At 68.6% G+C, this 18,915-nt stretch carries 5 protein-coding genes and 1 pseudogene; 3 read left to right on the top strand and 3 right to left on the bottom strand.

The window, feature by feature from the left end:
- Positions 1-7: 7 nt before the first annotated feature.
- Positions 8-10,042, bottom strand: a complete 10,035-nt coding sequence (locus tag LPC10_RS08305; RefSeq protein WP_305080632.1) for an autotransporter-associated beta strand repeat-containing protein — start codon at positions 10,040-10,042, stop codon at positions 8-10.
- A gap of 536 nt (positions 10,043-10,578) precedes the next feature.
- On the opposite strand from LPC10_RS08305, the pseudogene LPC10_RS08295 reads away from it, so the two are divergent.
- Both LPC10_RS08295 and LPC10_RS08290 read left to right on the top strand, forming a co-directional pair.
- A pseudogene (locus LPC10_RS08295) lies at positions 10,579-10,704 on the top strand (IS3 family transposase); the annotation flags it as partial.
- A gap of 396 nt (positions 10,705-11,100) precedes the next feature.
- Positions 11,101-12,714, top strand: a complete 1,614-nt coding sequence (locus LPC10_RS08290) for an acyl-CoA thioesterase (protein ID WP_370644682.1) — start codon at positions 11,101-11,103, stop codon at positions 12,712-12,714.
- Positions 12,715-12,903: 189 nt separating this feature from the next.
- Here LPC10_RS08290 and LPC10_RS08285 read toward each other — a convergent pair whose 3' ends face one another.
- Together LPC10_RS08285 and LPC10_RS08280 are read right to left on the bottom strand one after the other, a co-directional pair.
- A complete protein-coding gene (locus LPC10_RS08285; protein WP_231346266.1) occupies positions 12,904-15,117 on the bottom strand; it encodes a bifunctional diguanylate cyclase/phosphodiesterase in 2,214 nt (737 codons plus the stop codon).
- A 970-nt stretch (positions 15,118-16,087) separates the two neighbouring features.
- Positions 16,088-16,420: a hypothetical protein gene (locus tag LPC10_RS08280; RefSeq protein WP_370644718.1), complete on the bottom strand. Its 333-nt coding sequence runs from the start codon at positions 16,418-16,420 to the stop codon at positions 16,088-16,090.
- Positions 16,421-16,792: 372 nt separating this feature from the next.
- Here LPC10_RS08280 and LPC10_RS08275 point away from each other — a divergent pair, with 372 nt between their 5' ends.
- On the top strand, positions 16,793-18,754 hold the full coding sequence (locus tag LPC10_RS08275; protein ID WP_231346264.1) for an alpha/beta hydrolase domain-containing protein: 1,962 nt from the start codon (positions 16,793-16,795) through the stop codon (positions 18,752-18,754).
- Positions 18,755-18,915 lie beyond the last annotated feature (161 nt).

The raw sequence follows: 18,915 nt of genomic DNA, 5'->3' as shown, positions 1-18,915 counted from the left end.
CAGACTCTTACCAGCGATAGAGGAAGCCGCCCTTGAGGCCGTGGATCTGGGTGCGATCCGCGCCGATCTGGCCGGTATAGGCGAGCGACAGCGTCGTCTCCGACGCCACCTGCCAATCGAGACCCGCCTGCGCCACCACGGCGTCGCGTGCGACCGGAACGCCGGCCGTCAGGAACGTCTGGCCGGCCACACCGAAGCTGAACAGGGTCGAGGGCAGAACGTCGCCGTAGGCACGGCGGTAGCCGACGAGCCCGCGCACGAAGATCGGCGTCGTCAAGCCGAAGAGCGCGCCGATCTGCCCCTGGGCCTGTACGCCCACCGTCGACGTGGCGACGTCGTAGTCCTGCCCCTGGGTGGTCAGCGCCGCCGCACCGCCGCGTTCGCTGAAGCCGTCGCGGCCGACCCTGATCGCCGCCGCGCCGATGAACGGCTCGACATGACCGATCCCGGAGCCGAAGCGATAGCCCACCTCGCCGAAGGCTTGGCCGAGCGAACCGCCGTAGCGGGCGCTGGCGTTGTCCGAGAAGCCGGGGACGATCACCGCGCGGTTGGTGGCCAGACTCGAGCCGGCATAGCTGCCGCCGAGGCGCACCTGAACCGGTCCGAAGCCGGCGCCGGCATAGAGCGCGCCGTATCCGCTCTCGACCGTGGCGGTGGATTGGCGGGCGGTGAGGTCGAGGGTGTTGAAGGTGTAGCCGCCGGCCACGCCGACGCGCCAGCGCTCGCCGAGGCGGGTATCCGCCCCGAGCAAGAAGCCCGAGGTCTGCTGATCGAGCCGGGCGGCGTTGCCGTCCCCGCCGGTCGAGCCGAACGCGCCGAAGCCCTGGCCCCAGAGCGCGACCGGATTCGGCACCACGAGCTGGGTCGAGACCGGGACCGGAACCGTGGAGCGGCCCGGAAGATCGGCGGTGTAGACTGCCGGCAGGGTGGTGCCGGGGGCGAAGCGCTGGCCGATGCCCTGCGCACCGATCCCGCCGAAGCTCGGCGCATCGCCGAAGCGCAGACGGTCGAGGATCGCCTCGCGTACGAGGAAGCCGGTGTCGAACTGGCTCGTCACCGCGCTCGAATGGATCTCACCCGAGAGCGCATCGAAGGCTTGGCGAGCCTGGGGGGCCGAGAGCACGGCGATCCCGTCGTAGAGCCGCGTGCCGACGCCCTGTGCCTGAGCGGCGGCTGCGACGTTGCCCTGGTTGCGCGTGGCCGCTACGGTGCCGAACTGCAGGTCGTTGCGGGCCAGCGTCAGGAAGGCGGTGTTGGCATCGTAGGTCAGGGACGGCGTGAGGAAGGCGAAGTTCGAGGTGACGCCCGCGAACTGCCCGGTGACGCCGCCGGCCGCCGAGAGGATGGTGTAGCGCGTCCGCGGCGCGTACGGGCCGGTCCCCGCCGTGACCTGTACCGTCCCGCCCTGCAGCGTCGCGCTCCCCGTGGCGGCGATGCGGTCGGACTCGCCGGACGCGGTGACATCGACCCGATACTGCGAGCCGGCCGCGAAGAGGACGGTGCCGGTGACCGACACCGTGCCGAGCGTGCCGGCTCCGTCCGGGCTGGCGCTGGCGCCACCGAGGACCGTCAGGGTCCGGGTCGAGCCGGAGCCGATGAGGCGGGCGCCGTCGGCGACCGTCACCGCCGAGGCGAGCGTGCCCCTCAGGTTCAGGGTTCCTTCGCTGACGAGGGTGGCGCCGGTATAGGTGCTGACGCCCGACAGGGTCAGCGTCCCGCTGCCGGCCTTGGTCAGGGAGGTGGCGCCCGCCCCATCCGCGATCGTGCCGGCGTAGTTCGTTGAGCTGTTGTCCGCACCGACGGTGAGGCGGCCGTTGCGCAGAACCGCGCTCGCGCGTGTCCCCGAGAGCGAGCCGACGCTGAGCGCCGTGCCGCCGAGATCGACGGTCCCGTCATTGGTGAAGGCGGTGATGCCGCTCGTCGTACCGGTGAGCGTGAGGCTGCCGGCATTGCTCAGCACGCCGTTCAGCTCACCGGACATCTGCGCGGTGCCGGTATTCGCCAACCCGCCGTTGAGGACGCCCGTGCTGACGAGCGTGCCCGCGTTCAAGAAGGGCTGCGACGCGGTCGAGACGGTGCCGGCATTGGTGAACCGGGCACCGGCCGCGTTCGTCACGTCCGCATCCAGGGTCCCGGCATTCGTGGCCGTACCCGCATTGGCGAACAATCCCGCGTTCCGGAAGCGGCCGGTCCGGTCGATCCGGAGGGTCGCGCCGGATGCGTTGGAGAGCGGACCGTTGCCCGCAACCGTGCCGGTGATCGCGAGGGTACCGGCCTCGTTGGCGATGGCCCCGTCGAGCCGACCGGCCGACGCCGTCAGCGTACCGGTGTTCGTCAGGCCGCCCGCGAGCGTGCCGGAGGTCGTGAACGTGCCGGTATTCGCAACGAGCCCGGCGATGGTGCCGGTGTTGTCGGCCGTGCGGCTGTTCGTCAGCGTGCTTGCCAGTCGGCCGCCGTTCGCGAAGCGGCCGCTATTGGTGACGGTCCCTGCGATGGTGCCGGTGTTCGTGGCCGTACCCGCATTTGTCAGCCCGGCGGCCAGATTGCCCGCATTGGCGAAGGCTGCGCCGCCGGCGACCGACACATCCGAGCCCAGCGAGCCGCCCGCCGCCAGCACGAGCGTGCCGGCGGTGACGCCGGTCGCCCCCGTGTGGGTGCTGGCGCCGGTCAGCGTCAGCGTGCCGGCGCCGGTCTTGGCCAGGAGCAATCGGCCGCCGCCCGCCCCGTCCTGCAGGATGCCGGCATAGGTGCCGCTGGCATCGCCCGAGCCGATGGTCAGGGTCGCGTCCCTGCCGCTCGCGTTCTGGACCACGGCGCCCGCGCCGATACCGGTCAGCGTGCCGAGCGCAAGATCGTTGCCGGCGAGCGAGAGCGTGCCCTCGTTGGCAAAGCCGGTGATGCCGGTGAGCGGACCGGTGAGCGTGAAGCGTGCTCCGGCCGCGTTCGAGACGGTGCCGTTGATCCGGCCCCGAGCCGTCACGGTCGCGCTGTTGGCGAGCGCACCGTTGACGAGGCTGCCGGCGTCGAGCGCCAGGGTGCCACCGGTGACGCCGACACCGCCACTGAGCGTGCCCGTGTTCGTCAGCGTGCCGGCGGTGTTGGTGACGCGCCCGGCGACGGTGCCGGTGTTGGCCGAAGTTCCGGCACTCGTCAGATCGGCCGCGAGCGCGCCGTTGTTGGTGAAGAAGGCCCCGCTTCTCACACCCACACCGGAGGCGAGAGCGCCATCGTTGATGAGGGTGCCGTCGGCGACCGTCGTGCCGCCGGTGAAGCGGTTGTTCCCGGTGAGGGTGAAGCGGCCGGCTCCCGACTTGATCAGCCCGCCGGCACCGCCGACGCTGCCGCCGAAGGTCGTGCTGCCGTTGTTGCCGCCCGTCGTCAGCGTCTGCCCGGCCAGAATCTCGACCGTGCCGCCGCTCGTGCCCCCCCCGGCCAGCGCGCCGATCGTCTCGGAATTCGTCACCAGGAGACGGGCGCCGGCTCCATCGGCAAGCGTCACCGGCGCGCTGTCGAGGATGGCAGCGCCGCCGCGGACATCGACGGTGCCGTCGGCGATGGTGAGGGCGCTGAAGCTGTTGGTGCCCGTCAGGACCAGCGTGCCGGAGCCGACCGCCTTGTTCAGGCCGAGCCCGGTGATCGGAGCGGCGATCGTGGCGGTGACCGCGCGATCGACGCGCAGGGTGCTGAACCCGGCCGTTCCGTTCGGATCGCCGGTCAGGTTCAGGCTGCCGGCGCCGCCGGGGGTGAGGGTGTAGCCGTCGCCCGCGAATTGCAGGCCCTGCAGGTTCTGCTGACCCAGGACGGTGACGGTGCTCGCCCCACCCGCACGCGGCGCGGTGAAGACGCCGAACCGGCCCAGCCAGTTCTGGTTCACCTGCCCGCCCGCCGGATCGTCGGTCCAGTTCGCGTTGGTCGCGTTCCACACGCCCGAGCCGCCCTGGGCGCCGGGCGTGCCGCCGGCCAAGCCGGAGATATCGGTTCCGTCCCAGTACTGCACGATCTGGCCGCCGAGAGAGACGCGGGCGTTGACCTGGCTCGGCCCGCCCGCGCCCGGCGCGACCGTGTAGATCGAGGCGGTGCCGTTGGCCGTGGTGACCGCCGCGAAGCCCGCATTCGCGGCGCCCGCGCTCGTGACCGTGCCGCCGACATTGTAGAGGCGGTAGAGACCGCTGGCGTTGGCGTTCTGCAGGGTGGCCGTGCCGCCATTGATCGCCAGGGTACCGCCGACGTCGATCAGGTCGTTGGTGGCACCGCCGACGACGTTGGGCGTGCCGAGCCGGAAGATGTGGTTGGAGCCGGCATTGACCGTGTAGTTGCCGCCGACCGTGAGCGTTCCCGGCGGCTGACCGGGTGCAACGGCGGTGGAGACGGTCCCGCCGTTATTGACGAAGACCGCGCCGGCGATGGTGCCGGCGCCCTGCAGCGTGCCGCCATTGTTGACGCTGACGACCGCCGTGTTGCCGGCGGTGTCGCCGAAGGTGCCATTGATGCCGAGCGTGCCGGCATTCACGTTGGCCGTACCGGTAAACGCCGTCGAGGCCCCCGTCAGGGTGACGGATCCGCTGCCGTTCTGATCGACGATGCCGGAGCCCGAGATCGCGGGCGCGAAGGCGATCGCGTCCGAACGGTTGAAGGTCAGCCTTCCGTCGGCGGCCACGCCCGCCGTGCCCTCGATCGATCCGAGGGCGCCACCGTCGCCGAGCCGCAGCCCGGTGCCGGCCGCGATCGTGGTCGCGCCGGTATAGGTGTTCGCGCCCGTCAGCGTCAGCGTGCCGGATCCGGCCTTGGTCAGGCCGAGCGCACCGCCGCCCGCGCCGTCCTGCAGAAGGCCGCCATAGGTGCTGTCGCCCCCCGCACCCGTGCCGACGGTCAGCGTTGCCGCCGTCGTGCTCACATTCCGAACGGTGCCGTTGCCGCCGAGCGTGCCGACACCGAGACCGTTGCCGCCGAGCGCCAGGGTGCCGTTGTTGCTGACCCCCGTGATACCGGTGAGCGCGCCGGTGAGGGTGAAGGTGGCGCCGGGACCGTTGATGACGGCGCCGTTGATCCGCCCCTGGGCCGTCACGGTCGCGCTGTTGGCGAGCGCGCCGGTGACGAGGCTGCCGGCATCGAGCGCCAGGGCGCCGCCGGTGACGGTGGCGCCGGCACTGAGCGTGCCGGTGTTGGCGCTCGTGCCCGCGCTCTGGGTGAGCAGGCCGCCGACGCTGCCGGAATTCGTGAAGCGGCCGGTATTGGTGACAGCGCCCAGGATGGCGGCGGCGTTCGAGGCCGTGCCGGCGTTGCCGATGTCGCCGTTGAGCGTTCCGGTGTTGGTGAAGACGGCACTGGCCGCGTTCGTCAAAGTGCCGTTGATCCGGCCCTGGGCCGTCACGGTCGCGCTGTTGGCGAGCGCACCATTCACGAGGCTGCCGGCATCGAGCGCCAGGGTGCCGCCGGTGACGGTGGCGCCGCCGTCGAGCGTGCCGGTATTCGTCAGCGTGCCGGCGGTGTTCGTGACGCGCCCGGCGACGGTGCCGGTGTTGGCGAAGCGGCCGCTGTTGGTGACCGTGCCTGCGATGGTGCCGGCATTCGTGGTCGTGCCCGCATTCGTCAGCCCGGCGGCCAGATTGCCCGCGTTCGCGAAAGTGCCACCGCCGGCGACCGACACGTCCGAGGTCAGCGAGCCGCCCGCCGCCAGCACGAGCGTGCCGGCGGTGACGCTGGTCGCCCCCGCGTAGGTGTTGACGCCCGCAAGCGTCAGCGTGCCGGCGCCGAGCTTGTTGAGGCCGATCGTCCCGCCCGCGTCGGTGAGAGCGTTGGCGATCGTCGCGCCGACCCCGCCGTCCACGGTCACGAAGCTCTGGTTCGGGGTCGAGAAGGGATCGCCCGCCAGGTTGAGCGTGCCCGCCCCGGCGAGCCGGTAGCCGTCCGTCACGAACTGCAGGCCCTGAACGTTCTGCGCGCCCGCGACCGTGACGGTCCCCGCCGTCCCCGCAAAAATGCCGACGCCCGAGGCCCAGGCGGCGTTGACGGCGCTGGTCGGCGAGCCGGTCCAGTTCGTATTCGCCCCGTTCCAGACGGCCGTGCCGCCCTGGCCGCCGGCGCCCGCGCCCGTGGTGTCGGTGCCGTCCCAGTACTGCGCGACCTGGCCGGCATTGACCAGGAACAGGTTCACCTGATTGGGGATCGTCGTGTAGACCGTGGCCAAGATCGGGGTGGGGCTGGTCACCGCATCGAAGCGGCCGCTGAGCGTGCCGCCGTAATTGAAGAGCCGGTACGTGCCCGCGACGGGCGAGGCGGCGGTGTCGGCGGCGTTCACGAGTCTGAGCGTGCCGGCCAGCGTCAGGTCGCCCCCGACCTCGATGAGGTCGTTGGTGGGGCCGCCCACGATATCCGGCATCCCCAGTTCGAACAGCGAGGTCGCGCCGCTCGCCAGCCTGTAATCGCCGGCCACCGTGAGCGTGCCGGGCGAGTTGCCGGCCGAGACCGTGGCGCCGGCGGCGACGGTGACCGAGCCGGCGATGGTCCCCGAGCCGTGGAGGGTGCCGCCGCTGTTGACGTTGACGAGGGCGGACCGGCCCGCAGTGTCGCCGAAGGTGCCGTTGATCGCGAGGATGCCGGCGTTGACATTGGCCGTGCCGGTGAACTGACCCGAGCCCGCGCTGTTCGCGCCGGTGAGGGCGAGCAGACCTGCGCCGTTCTGATCGAGCGTCCCGGTCCCGGTGATCGTGTTGGCGAGCGTCAAGTTCGTCGCGCGGTTGACGGCGAGCGCGCCGGCCGTCCCGGCGATGGCGAGATTGCCCGTGAGGGTGCCGGTATTCGGGCCGAGGGCCAGCCTGCCCGCGTCGATCTGGATCGCGTTGCCGCCGGCCGCGCTCGCCGCGATGCTGCCGCCGTTGTTCAGGACCGTGGTGCCGCCGCCGGCCAGGCGCAGGCCGATCGCGCCCGAGACGCTGCCGCTTGCCCCGACCGTGACCGTGTTGCCCACGCCGCTGCCGGTGAGGAAGATGCCGGCAGCGCCGGCGCCGCCGGCCGTGATCGCGTCGTTGGCGGTCACAGCGACGGGACCCGCCCGGCCGGTCGCGACCAAGCCAGAGCCGTTTGTCGTGGTCACCGGACCGGCGGATATCGTGACGGTGCCGTTCCCGGTCGTGACCGCGTTGATGCCCGTAGTGCCGGCGATGATGCGGCCGGCGCTCGTCACGCCGAGCCCGGCGGTGCTGGCGGCGCTGCCGATCACCGCGTTGATCCCGACCCCTCCGGATGTGATCGCTCCGAGCGGAGTCGCGCCGCCGAGCGTGACGGCGCCCGAGCCGAGGGTGCGCGCGTCGATACCGGTCCCCGCGGCGTCGATCGCGCCGCCGCCGTCGATCGACAGGGTGGCGGCATTGCCCGCGTTGCCGATCAGGGCGGTCACGCCGGCCCCGGACACGGCGGCCCCCGCGGCCCCGATCGCGTTGGTGTTCGACACGCTCACGCCACCGGCGGCACCGGTCGCCTGCGCGGTGATGCCGTTCGTGGCGGCGCCGGAGATCAAGCCGGTATTCGCGACCGTGACCCCACCCGCGCCGGCATTGAGCGCGACGATGCCGGATGCGCCGCCGCCGATGGCCCCGGAATTGGTCACGCGGACCACGCCGTCGCTGTTGGCGCGGGCGCGGATGCCGGCGACAGCGAAGCTGTTCGTGATCGTTCCGGCATTCGTGACGGCGATCGCCGTCAGCGCACCGTTGAGCGCCGCTCCGGGGGACGGGGTCGGTCCGGCGCTGCTGCCGTCGTCGTTGTTGCGGACGTCGAGACCGAAATCGCCGCTCCCCGCACCGGCCCGCGTGACCGTGGCGTTGTTGCCCACCTGAACGGAGCCCGCACCGGTGCCGATGCCCGCCGCCAGCACGGCGGCGCGGCCGCCGGCAGTAAGTGTCGTCCCGCCCCCCGTCGTGATCGTGACGTTGCCGGTTCCGGCGCTCTGCGCGACGATCGCGCCGCCGTTGGCGGACGTGATGCTGCCTTTGGCGGTCAACGCGACATCGCCGGCGCCGGTGCTGGTGGTCTGGAGGCTCGCACCGACGCCCGTCGCATTGATCACCCCGCTCGTGACGGTGATGCTGCCGGCGCCGGCGCGCGTGGCGATGATCCCGTCACTGCCGACCGGATTCGCGCTCGTCCCGATCTGTCCGCCCGAGGTGTCGATGCTGATCGCGCCGATGCCGGACGAGCCGGCCTTGATCCCATCTCCGGTCGCGCGGATCGTGCCGGCCGCCTGCACGATGCCGGTCGCACCGTCCACGGTCGAGGTCGAGATGCCGCGCCCGTCTCCGCCTGTGAGGGGTCCGCCCGTGACGATGCCGACCGCATTCGCGCCGTTGACCACGATGGTGAGGGCGCTGCCGCCGGAACCCGTCACCGCGCCGAGCGGGTTCGCCGACGTGCCGAGCGTCACGTTGCCTGCGACATTCAAGGCGCTGATGCCGTCGCCGGAGGTCCCGGTGATGGAGCCGTTCCCGGTGATGCTCAGCCCGCCATTCGCCGCCCCGTTCCCGAAGAAGACGCCGGTGAGGCCCGTGATGGAGCCGGTGTTGACGAGGGTGGCGCCCGCGGGAACGAAGACGCCGCGTCCGCTCGCCGTGATCGTGCCCGAATTGATCAGGGTGGCCCCATCGATCCGGACACCGTCCTGATTGGCCGTCTGGGTCGCCGTGATCGTCCCCGCATTGTCTAGCGTCCCTCCGGCGACGTAGGCCGCCGTCGCGAAGCCGCCGGGCACGGCCGGGGCGCCTGCCGTGGTCAGGGTGCTGCTGCCGGCAAGGGCGAGGCGGCCCGCTTCGACCCGCAGCGAGACGCCGGAGAGCGCGCCCGCGAGCGTGACCTCGCCGGCACCGATCTGCCGCACCGAGCCGGTACCCGCGATCGCGCCCGAGACGACGAGGCGGCCCGTGCGGTTGAAGGTCAGCACGCCGTTGTTCGTGATGGCACCGGGCAGGCTGCCTTGGCCGCCGCCCTCGCCGATCTGCAGCGTTCCTGCGGCGGCGACCGTCGTGGCCCCTTGGTAACCATTATTGTCGCCGGAGAGGACGAGCGTACCTTGGTTGACGTTGATCGCGACGCCGCTGGACCCGAGCTGGCTCACGCTGCCCGAGATGGTCCAGGTGCTGGTGCCGGCCTTGTTGATCGCGTTGAAGTTGCTGACACTTCCGGGGATCAGCGCGGCGGAGCCGGCATCGCCCGCATCCCCCTGCAGAGACAGCGTGTTCGAACCATCCCCGCCATCGACGCTGCCCGTGAACTCGGCGCCCTTGTACATGTCGACGTTGTCGTTGCCGCCGCCGGTCGCGATGCTGCCGACGAATCGCGAGCCGCCGCGCAGCACCACCATGTCCTCGCCGCCACCGAGGGTGAGATCGCCCTCGACGACGCCCGTGGGGCCGTTCTCGAACTTAACGACGACGGCACCGCCGTTCCCGATGATCGGGCTCGTTCCCGAGGCCCCGGCCCGAATCGTGCCGTTGTTGAGTACGGTGTTGATGAGCCCATTGTCCCGCTTGGCCTCGAACCAGATGGCCGGGGTTCCGTCCTCCAGAGTCTCGATGCGGCCACCCTGATGGATGGTGATCGTGTTCCCGTTGCCGAGTGGATTGATGGCCTCATCGCCCCCGCGGTCGTTCTTCGCCCCCAGACCCTGCGACAGGACGGTCCCAAATATGTCGATGGTCGAACGGCTTCCGACCTCGATCGTGTTGGCGCCGATTTCATTCGGCCCTTTGCCCTGGCTGTTGCTCTTGACGGTCGCCCCCACGCCGATCGTGATCTGGGCGTTGTCGCCCAGACTGATCGCCGTACCGTCGCTGTCGATGGTCGCGTTCGGCGCGACCGTGAGCGAAGTGATCGGGGTCCCACTGGCGCGGAACCCCGCATACTCGCTCTCGCTGAAGCGCGTCGTTCCGCTGCAGGTTACGGAACTCCCGCCGCTCGTGTTCTCAACGCAGCCCGCACGCGCGGCCGATGCCGCCATGGCGACGCTGAGGGCGAGCAGCGAGACGCCCAACCGGACGCAGTCACGCAGCAAGCTGCGAAGCGCAATGTCCTTGCGCCGACGTATCAAATCACCCGCATGGTGTAATCTTAACGAATTTTTTACACTGCTATGTGTCGCAGTGAATTGGGCGAAGGCCATTTTTATCTGCCAATATAACCTTGGCCCTTGTTTACCATAATTGATGTTTCATCACGATGGTTTTCAGCAATTCATCGTCAACGTTGCACTCCTGCAACAACTGCTCTACTAAAATCATCATACGTATTCGTTGATAGACTGAAATAAGGAAAAATCTCTCTCATAGTCTCCATACGTATGCTAGCGCGACCTTCCGTATTGATGACGCCGGCGCAAGCGTGCTGAAGCCGTCTCGATCGGTCACGCGCGGCTCGAACTGTTACACGGCGGATCGATCCTGGCCTGGAACTTCGCTAGAGCAAGGCCGGCAATGGCTCCGCGAGCGGATCGGCGGCGATATCCATCCTCGAGATGCCGCCACGCATGGTTGATGAGCTGTTGCGGCGCGTCGAGGCTCGATCAGCCCCGGAAGGCGATGAGGGCGGCTTCGGACCCTGCCGACGGCCCGGACCATCATCGTGGCGCGGCGGGCCGCGCACAGGACCGGCGGCCCTCACACAAGCCTCGGCGGGCTCATCCCGAACGCGTTGGCAAGCCTGTCCAGGCTGGATCAGGCCCCGGAACGGATTCCGGTTCTGAACGGGGACGAACAGGGGAGGGTCACTCGCAGCCAGAAGCTGTGGCGTGGGTCCGCCGGGCGGCGTATCAGGGTTCGGCCCCCATCAGGTCGCCTCGGACGTTTCCATATTCCCGCAACGGATTAGGTTCGCTATGTCTGGGCCGGCACAACGGAGTCGCAAAGCAGAATGCTAAATCAGCTCCTTCGCTCAGCAACGTGGGCACCAACAATCGCCTTATCCTGGTTTTGGGGGCTCGGCTTCTTCTATGCGATCCATGTCACACTGACATACGGATGGCTCGGCTTCCTTGCCTTTGCTTTGCCGAATGCAGTCGGCCTTGCCTTATTTGGCTGGATCCTCGGCGCACGGGGACGAAGCCCCGACAAGATTATGGCGGCCATCCAAGGACCCTACGCGATTCTGTTCCTCGCCTGTCAGTTCCTCGCGGTTGCAATCACGATCTTCGGCTTCATCGCCTATGCTTGGATGCCCCTGTTCGGGCGGGACGCGGTGATTGGCTCGATCGCGCTCATCCTCGTGGCCTGCTCGATCGGACATGCGATCCCACTTCGTCGCATCAAGGTCCTGCACGGCGTCGTCCTGATCCTGGGCGTGTGCGCCGGCCTCGCGGCGGTCGCCGGGCTGGCGGGCGGATCCAGCGGTCCGGGCGTCCCGCTGTCCTCCTTCGATCAGCGCTTCTATGGGCTCGTGCTTCCCTCGCTCGTCGGCTTTCTGCTCGGCCCCTGGATGGACGTGCAGCAGTGGCAGCGCGCGGTCGAGATTCACCGCGAGGGCGCTTCCGTCCGGTCGGCCTATGCGATCGGGGCGGTCCTCTTCGTCGGCCTGCTGACCCTCAATGCCCTGCTCGCATCCGCGGCGGGCCTGGGCGAGCCGGTCGTGTCGTTCGACGGCCTGCCCGGAGCCTACGCCGCCGTGGCGCAGGCCACGGAGCGGACGCACCTCGCGGGCGTGACGGCGGCCTTCCTGATCTGGACGGTCGTGGCGGCGGCCACCACGATCGACGGTTTCTACAGCGCGACGCGCTGGCTCATGACGGCCATCACGACGCGCAGCAACTCGCCGCTCCTCGCCTTCGTGCCGGCCTCAATGGTGTCGTCGCCGATCTGGATCCTGATGGCCGCCTTCACGGCCGCGGTCGTTGCGATTCAACTCAATCTCTCGCTGATGTACCTGATGGTGCCCTTCGCGACGCTCCTCGTGGGTGGAGCCGCCTGCCTCGTCTGCGAGGCGCTCGGAGCCTCCCGGCGCTACGACCCGGTCCTCAGCTACATGATCGGTCTGGCCGCGAGCCTCGTCTTCCTGACCGGCTACATCGAGCCGAACGCGGCGTATCTGACCCTGGCGCCGGTCATCGGGCTCGTCGGCGCGCTGCCGATGATCGCGGAGCTGCTCGGCTTCAGTGACCGGCCGGCCGCGTCGGCGACGCCGGCACCGGTGCCCGCGGACGAGCCTGCCACGAGGACGGTGGTGGTCGCCGTACCCCGGGATGAGGCAATCGCCTCGCACGGCTTCGACGGGGAGTGGTTCACCTTGAATCTGACCCCGACCTACGACGACACCAATTCCGTCGGGAACGTCTATTTCGCGAACTACGTCCGCTGGGTCGGCAAGGCGCGAGAGCTGTTCTTCAACACCTGCATGCCCGACTTCGATCTGAAATCGACGGATTTCTACGTGCTGACGAAATCGTTCCAGCACGATTTCCGGCGCGAGGCCGCCGAGTTCGAGCCCATCACCGTTCGTGTCCGCATCGCCAGCCACAACCGGAAATTCGTGACGCTCGCGCACGAAATCCATAGCGGGATCAACGGTCTGCTCGGTCGCGGCGAGCAGTCCCTGATGTTCGTGGACACGGTCCAGTATCGTCCGCTGGACATCCCGCGGACCATCATCGAGGGCTTTCTTCCCTACTGGCCCAAAAGCTCTCCGCATGCGGCCTCGACCGTTCCGGGTCCGTTGGGCGCCGGGAGCATCGGCGTCTGAGCGGCCCTCGAAAAAACTCCCGTCGCGCGTTGCCGCCAGAGCGAGAGCGGTCTGTGACGGGAATCTCGCGAGACCCTCGAAAGGATCGTTCCACGAGGCGGTCGCCGGTCTTCGGACGAGGACGATTCAAGAGAAAGACCAGAGAGCATCGTCCCGGATCCGGTATCCGGATCGATGCTCTCGGCGGCCTCAGGCGGCCTGGATCTTTCCCCGCCGGAGGCCTTGCTGGCTCGCCAGGGCATTGGCCTCCTCGGCCGGTACGGGTTTGCTGAACAGATAGCCTTGGAGTTCGTGGCAACCCAGGCTCAGGAGGCACCGGCGCTGCGCCTCGGTCTCGACGCCCTCGGCAATGACCGTCATCTTGAGGCTTGTCGCCAGATCGATGATCGCGCGGACGATGGCCGCGCCGCTCTGCTCGTGCGGGAGGTCCCGGACGAAACACTGGTCGATCTTGATCTTGTCGAAGGCCAGTCGGCGAAGGTAGCTCAAGCTGGAATAGCCGGTTCCGAAATCATCGACGGAGAGCCGCACCCCCCGTTCACGCAGCTTGACCAGGGCGGTCTTGATGGCAGGCGTTGCCTCGAGGAACACCGACTCCGTGACCTCCAGCTCCAGCCGCGAGGCGGCCAAGCCGCTTTCCTGCAGCGCGGAATTCACGAGAAGCACCAGGTCTGAGTGACGGAACTGGATGGGTGACAGGTTGACGGCGACGCTGATGTCGCTGGGCCAGGCCGCGGCGATCATGCAGGCCTGCTGCAGGATCCACTCGCCCATCGGGATGATCACGCCCGTCTCTTCGGCCAGCGGGATGAAGTCGGCGGGCGAGACGAAGCCGCGTTTCGGGTGATCCCAGCGCACGAGCGCCTCGAAGGCCCGGATCCGGCCCTCCTTCGTCACGATGGGCTGGAAGTAGAGGAGGAATTCGTTGCGATCGAGGGCCCCGCGCAGCTCCGTCGACAATGCGCGCCGCGCCTCGATCCGCGCGTCCATCTCGGCTTCGTAGAAGCGGTATCCGTTCCGGCCCTCACCCTTGGTTCGGTAGAGCGCGAGGTCGGCCCGCCGCATGATCTCCTCGCCGCCGTCCTGGGGCGCGACGGCAATGCCGATGCTCACGCCGACACTCACCCGGATGCCGCTGATGGAAAAGGGGGATGCGACCGCCGCAACGATGTCGCTGGCCAGCAACGCGATCGCGTGGCGATCGCTCGCCGCCGCCCCTCTCGCGAGGATCGCGAACTCGTCGCCTGCGAGGCGGGCGAGTTGCACGTCGGAGGACGCGAAGCGCCGTAACCGTTCGGCGACGGCCCGCAGGAGCCCGTCGCCGGCCGCGTGCCCGAACGTGTCGTTCACGCTCTTGAACTCGTCGAGATCCAGCGCAAGCACCGCAAATCGCCCGTCCGGTCCGAGCTCTTCGCGGGCTGCTTCGAGAAGCTGCTGAAACTGGACCCGGTTCGGGAGGTCCGTCAGCGAGTCGTGCAGCGCGAGATAGGACAGGCGCTCCTCCGACCGCCGTTTCTCCGTCACGTCGGACCCGACGCCGCGATACCCTGAAAAGCTGACACCGTTGGTGAAGATCGGCTTTCCGCTCAGTTGCCACGTGCGCTGCTCGCCCGCGATGTTGAGCGGGAGGACGAGGTTGCGGAAGGTGCGGCGCTCCGCGATGCAGGTCCACAGAACCGTGCTCGGATGCCCGTCGGGCGGAGCGACCGCGGGGAACAGCAATTGCTCGAGAGGCAGGCCGAGGAGCTGGCGCTCCGAGGAGCGGGCGACCTCGACCAACCGCGGCGACACATGCTGGAGGCGAAGCTCGGCGTTCGTTTCCCAGAGCCAGTCGCTCGCATTCTCCTCGAATTCGTTGAGCAGGAGATTTGTGAATTCCTGCTGCCTCTCCAAGTCGACCTGTGCGACGACGCGCATCTTCAGGAGGCGGCTGAGATGCAGGATCGTGAAGCAGACAAAGGCCGCGTAGAACAAGAGCAGGATCGCGACGTAGGTGTAGAAGCGCTCTCCCGTCGCCGCCAACCCGAAGAAGGATCCGGCGATGATGAGGCCAGAGAAGCCGATGGCGACACGCGGCAGCACGGCGGCGCTCATCCCTGTCGCGATGAGGCCTGCACAACTGGCGGCGATGAGCAGGCGCCCGTCCGGATCGGCTCCGACGAACAGCATGACCGGGATCGAGGCGAGCAGACCGCCATAGATGTAGGCGGCCAAGACGGCGCGACGGATGAACGAGACCGACACTTCACGCGGCTTGGGACGCGAACGCCAGAGCCAGCATTGTTGGAGCACAACAATCGCAAGCGGCAGAATGACCGCTTCGAGCATGCCGAGATACGCGCGATTGGCGGGATTCCAGAACAGGTAGACGATGACTTGGACGACGCTCAGGCTGACGAGCACCGTAAAAGGAACGAGACGCAGAGCAACGTCGAGCTGCTCCACACGGACGCGAGCTTTCAGGTTGGCGTCGAGAGATTCGTTTTCACGACCGGCGCCTGATGGGAATGAAATCAGCATCTCTCGCGACACGTGCATTCCATGGAAAGCCACCCGATACAGATGAGGAATTTTTAATATTTTAAAACACCATCGAATTGCCTCTTCGATCGCAGGATGGGGCTCTGAGCTTAAATTGCTGTGAACGCGATGATTCGCATTTGATGCGCCTCAGTTGCTCAATTTGCAGTCTTCTTCGTCTCATCTCAGGCCTGGAAAGGGCTGAGATATCATCGTGATCGCGCGGCAGCAGCCATCCATCGCGTTGCCACACGGTACCCGCACCTCGGCCCTGTGGCGGGCTGGCCATCGCCGACGGAGCGTGCCCCGAACCTTGAACCTCACGTTGACGCGCTGGTCCGACGTACTGGTACGCCGCCGGTTTTGTTGGATCGGTGACGCCCAGTGTTCGATTCTCGGCGGCACACGAGCGGCCCTCGCCAAGGCGGGTGCCGCCTTCTGTGCGGCCAAAGAAGCCGGGCGCCGCTGCGTAGGCCAGGTCGTGTCCGCGTCGATACCAACGGCACAAGCGCATCGACCGCCGACCTTGCGCGGTCTCATACCAGATCCGGCTGGATCCCTTCGGGATGGCGGATTCGGCCTTCGGCGGGATCCCTTCGCGCCTGCGCGATGGATTGCCCTCCTCAAGCGCCGCGTGGGCTGAGCGGTACGCTCCCCGCTCCGATCAAGCGGAGACCGGATCGGAGCGCTGTCCGACGAAGTGGTTTGCGGTTCGCCGAAAGAATGCGCGGCACGACCGGGAACGAAAGCCGCCGGCCCGATGCATTCGGGTCGGGCACAACGCGAAGTCCGGGGCCAGCCCCGGACTTCTGGACGGGGCTCACGAGCGTTCTCGGGCCGGCGCCTCGTTCGTCTACCGGCTCTCGAGGCGGCATGAGGGGGCCGTCTCGACGGGGCAGGAGGCCGGCGGCTCTCGATAGATCCGCACCCGGGGCGGCTCGTCGCCGTTTTCCAGCGCCGTGCGACGCTCTTCCTCGGCGTAGTCCCAGCTCCACTCGTCGGAATGCTCCCCGTCGAGCACGACGCCGGCCCGGCAGCCCCAGCCATGCTGGCGCGCCACCTGGGCCTGCTCGTAGGTGACGGTGAAGTAGCCGTATTCGTGAAGCTCTCGATCCCGGCACAGGATCTTGCCGTCAGGCGTCACGATATCGCCTGGCTTCGCCCCCTGCGGCAGTGTCGATGTCAGTGTCGATGTCACGGCTGGCTCCCACGCGTCACATTTCGGCACGATCATACCGATCCCTCGAGCGCACGCAAAAGGCTGCGCGCCGCGTTGCTGCAAAATAATGTCAGACGGTTTTGGTGATGCCCGAGGGTCGCGCCCGAGGCAGTTCTCGCCGCAGCCACCGCACGACGTGCCTGCGGACGTTCGAAGCCCAGGCCGTCCGCCGGACCCGCGGGGGGGGCGGCCTGCAGGATTAGAATCGATCGGACACGACACGCCGACCGAAGGCGGCAAAGGAGAATGCAGGACGAGACCCGACCTTTCTCTCGACCTGTGCCCTCCGGGCATGTTTGCTGAGGAGACCGGCCAGCACGAGCCGGATAGGGAGCGAACATGCGCAACGTTTGGGTTGTGGTCGGCGCAATTGGCTGCGCTCTGGGGGCCGCGCCGGCCCAGGCGGGCATCACCGGCATCGAGATCGCCAGCGTCGAGCCTTTTGCCGACGGCGCCGAGTTCGGCGCGGCCGGCAGCTACGAGCGCGTCGTCGGCACGGCCCGCGGCGAGCTCGACCCGGCCGACCCCGCCAATGCCGGCATCGTCGACATCGCCCTGGCGCCCCGCAACGCCCGCGGCATGGTCGAGTACAAGACCGACCTGTTCATCCTGCGGCCCAAGGATCCGGCCCGCGGCAGCGGAACGCTGCTGTTCGAGGTGCTGAACCGGGGCCGCAAGTTCCTCTTCAACTGGGTCCTCGATGCGCCGGCCCAAGGCGTGCAGGCCGTCAACGATCCGAGGACCGCCACGGATGCCGGGACCGGGCTCGTCCTGCGCCGGGGCTACACCCTCGTCTGGTCCGGCTGGGAGGCGGATGCCCTGCGCCAACAGGGCGGCATGGCCATCGATGTGCCGGTCGCCACGCGCAACGGCAAGCCGATCGTCGAGCGCGTGCGCGATGAGCTCGTCAGCGCGACCCGCGGGCCCCCGGAGGCGCCCTTCGCCCTGACCTTCAAGACGGCGAGCCAGGACAAGACGAGCGCGCGGCTCACCGTGCGGCGCCGGGAGGCCGACCCGCCGCGGCCGGTGCCGCCGGAGGCTTGGCACTACGCCACGCCGCGTCAGATCGAGCTCCTGCCGAAGGGCACCAAGCCGTTGCCCGGCTCGCTCTACGAGTTCACCTACCAAGCCACCGAGCCGAAGGTGCTCGGGATCGGTTTCGCCGCCACGCGGGATGTGGTGGCCTATCTCCGTAGTGAGGCCGGGGCTGCGGCCAACCCGGCGGGCGGCGCCATCAGGCACACCCTCGCGCTCGGCATCTCGCAGAGTGGGCGCTATCTCCGCGATTTCATCCAGCAGGGCTTCAACCGGGACGAGACCGGCAAGCGGGTCTTCGACGGCGTGCTGTCCCATATCGCGGGCGTGGGCGGGGTGTTCCTCAATGCCCGCTTCGGTCAGCCCTCGCGCACCAACACGCAGCACGAAGACCACCTCTATCCGGAGAACACCTTCCCGTTCTCGACTGCCCGCCAGCACGACCCGATCACCGGGCGGACGGGCAGCATCCTGCGGGACGATGGCTTCGATCCGCTGCTGATCGAAGCGAACACCGGCACGGAGTATTGGCAGAAGGGCGCCTCCCTCCTGACGACCGACCCGGTCGGCCGCAGCGATGTGCCGCTGCCCGACACCGCGCGCGCCTATCTGGTCTCGAGCGGCTTCCATTACGGGCGTGCGGGCCTGACCTCGACGAAGGGACCGTGCACGAACCCGCGCAGCACCCTGAATCCGGCCCCGGCAGTTCGCGCGCTACTCGTCGCGCTAGAGGAGTGGGTGAAGGACGGCAAGGCACCCCCGGATAGCCGTGTTCCCCGCCTGTCCGATGGGACTCTGGTCGAGGCGGCGGAGATCGGCTTTCCGTTCATGGTCGGCGTCCCCGTCCCGACGGCGCCCAATGCGATGGCGCGCTTCAGCACCTACCTGGACCCGCGCCCGGAAAGCGGGCCGCAATATCGCCCGCTGGTCCCGCGCGTCGACGCCGACGGCAACGATGCGGCCGGCATCCGTCTGCCGGCCGTCGCGGCACCGCGGGCAACCTTCACGGGCTGGAACCTCTATGCCGATCCCTTCCCCGCCGACGCATTGTGCGACCGGGAGGGCAGCCAGATCCCATTCCCGGCCACGCAGGCCGAGCGGATCGAGAAAGGCGATCCCAGACGGTCCGTGGAAGAGCGTTATCCGGATGCCGACGCCTATCGCGCGGCCGTGACGAAGTCCGTCGATGCGCTCGTGACGGAGCGCCTCCTGCTGCGCGAGGACGGGGATCGCATGATTGCCGCGGCTCGACAGGAAACGCCGTAGCCGTCGCGCACTCACCGATGCCGGCGCTTCGGTTCGGCGCCGATAGAGCATCGTCCCGAAAGGTGGCCACCGGCTTTCGGAAAAGACGATGCAAAAGCAATGAAATAGAGCATCGCGCGCTCGGCCGCGCCCGGACAGGACGGGCGCCGGCCGGGCGAGCG

The organism is Methylorubrum sp. B1-46 (assembly GCF_021117295.1).
GTDB lineage: Bacteria > Pseudomonadota > Alphaproteobacteria > Rhizobiales > Beijerinckiaceae > Methylobacterium.
The sequence above is the reverse complement of the archived record's forward strand: the minus strand, read 5'-3'. Positions and strand labels throughout refer to the sequence as shown.

Bases quoted from the DNA above. Each gene is read 5' to 3' on its own strand.
- LPC10_RS08290 (WP_370644682.1), top strand. From the start codon at position 11,101: ATGGCGGCCATCCAAGGACCCTACGCGATTCTGTTCCTCGCCTGTCAG.
- LPC10_RS08275 (WP_231346264.1), top strand. From the start codon at position 16,793: ATGCGCAACGTTTGGGTTGTGGTCGGCGCAATTGGCTGCGCTCTGGGG.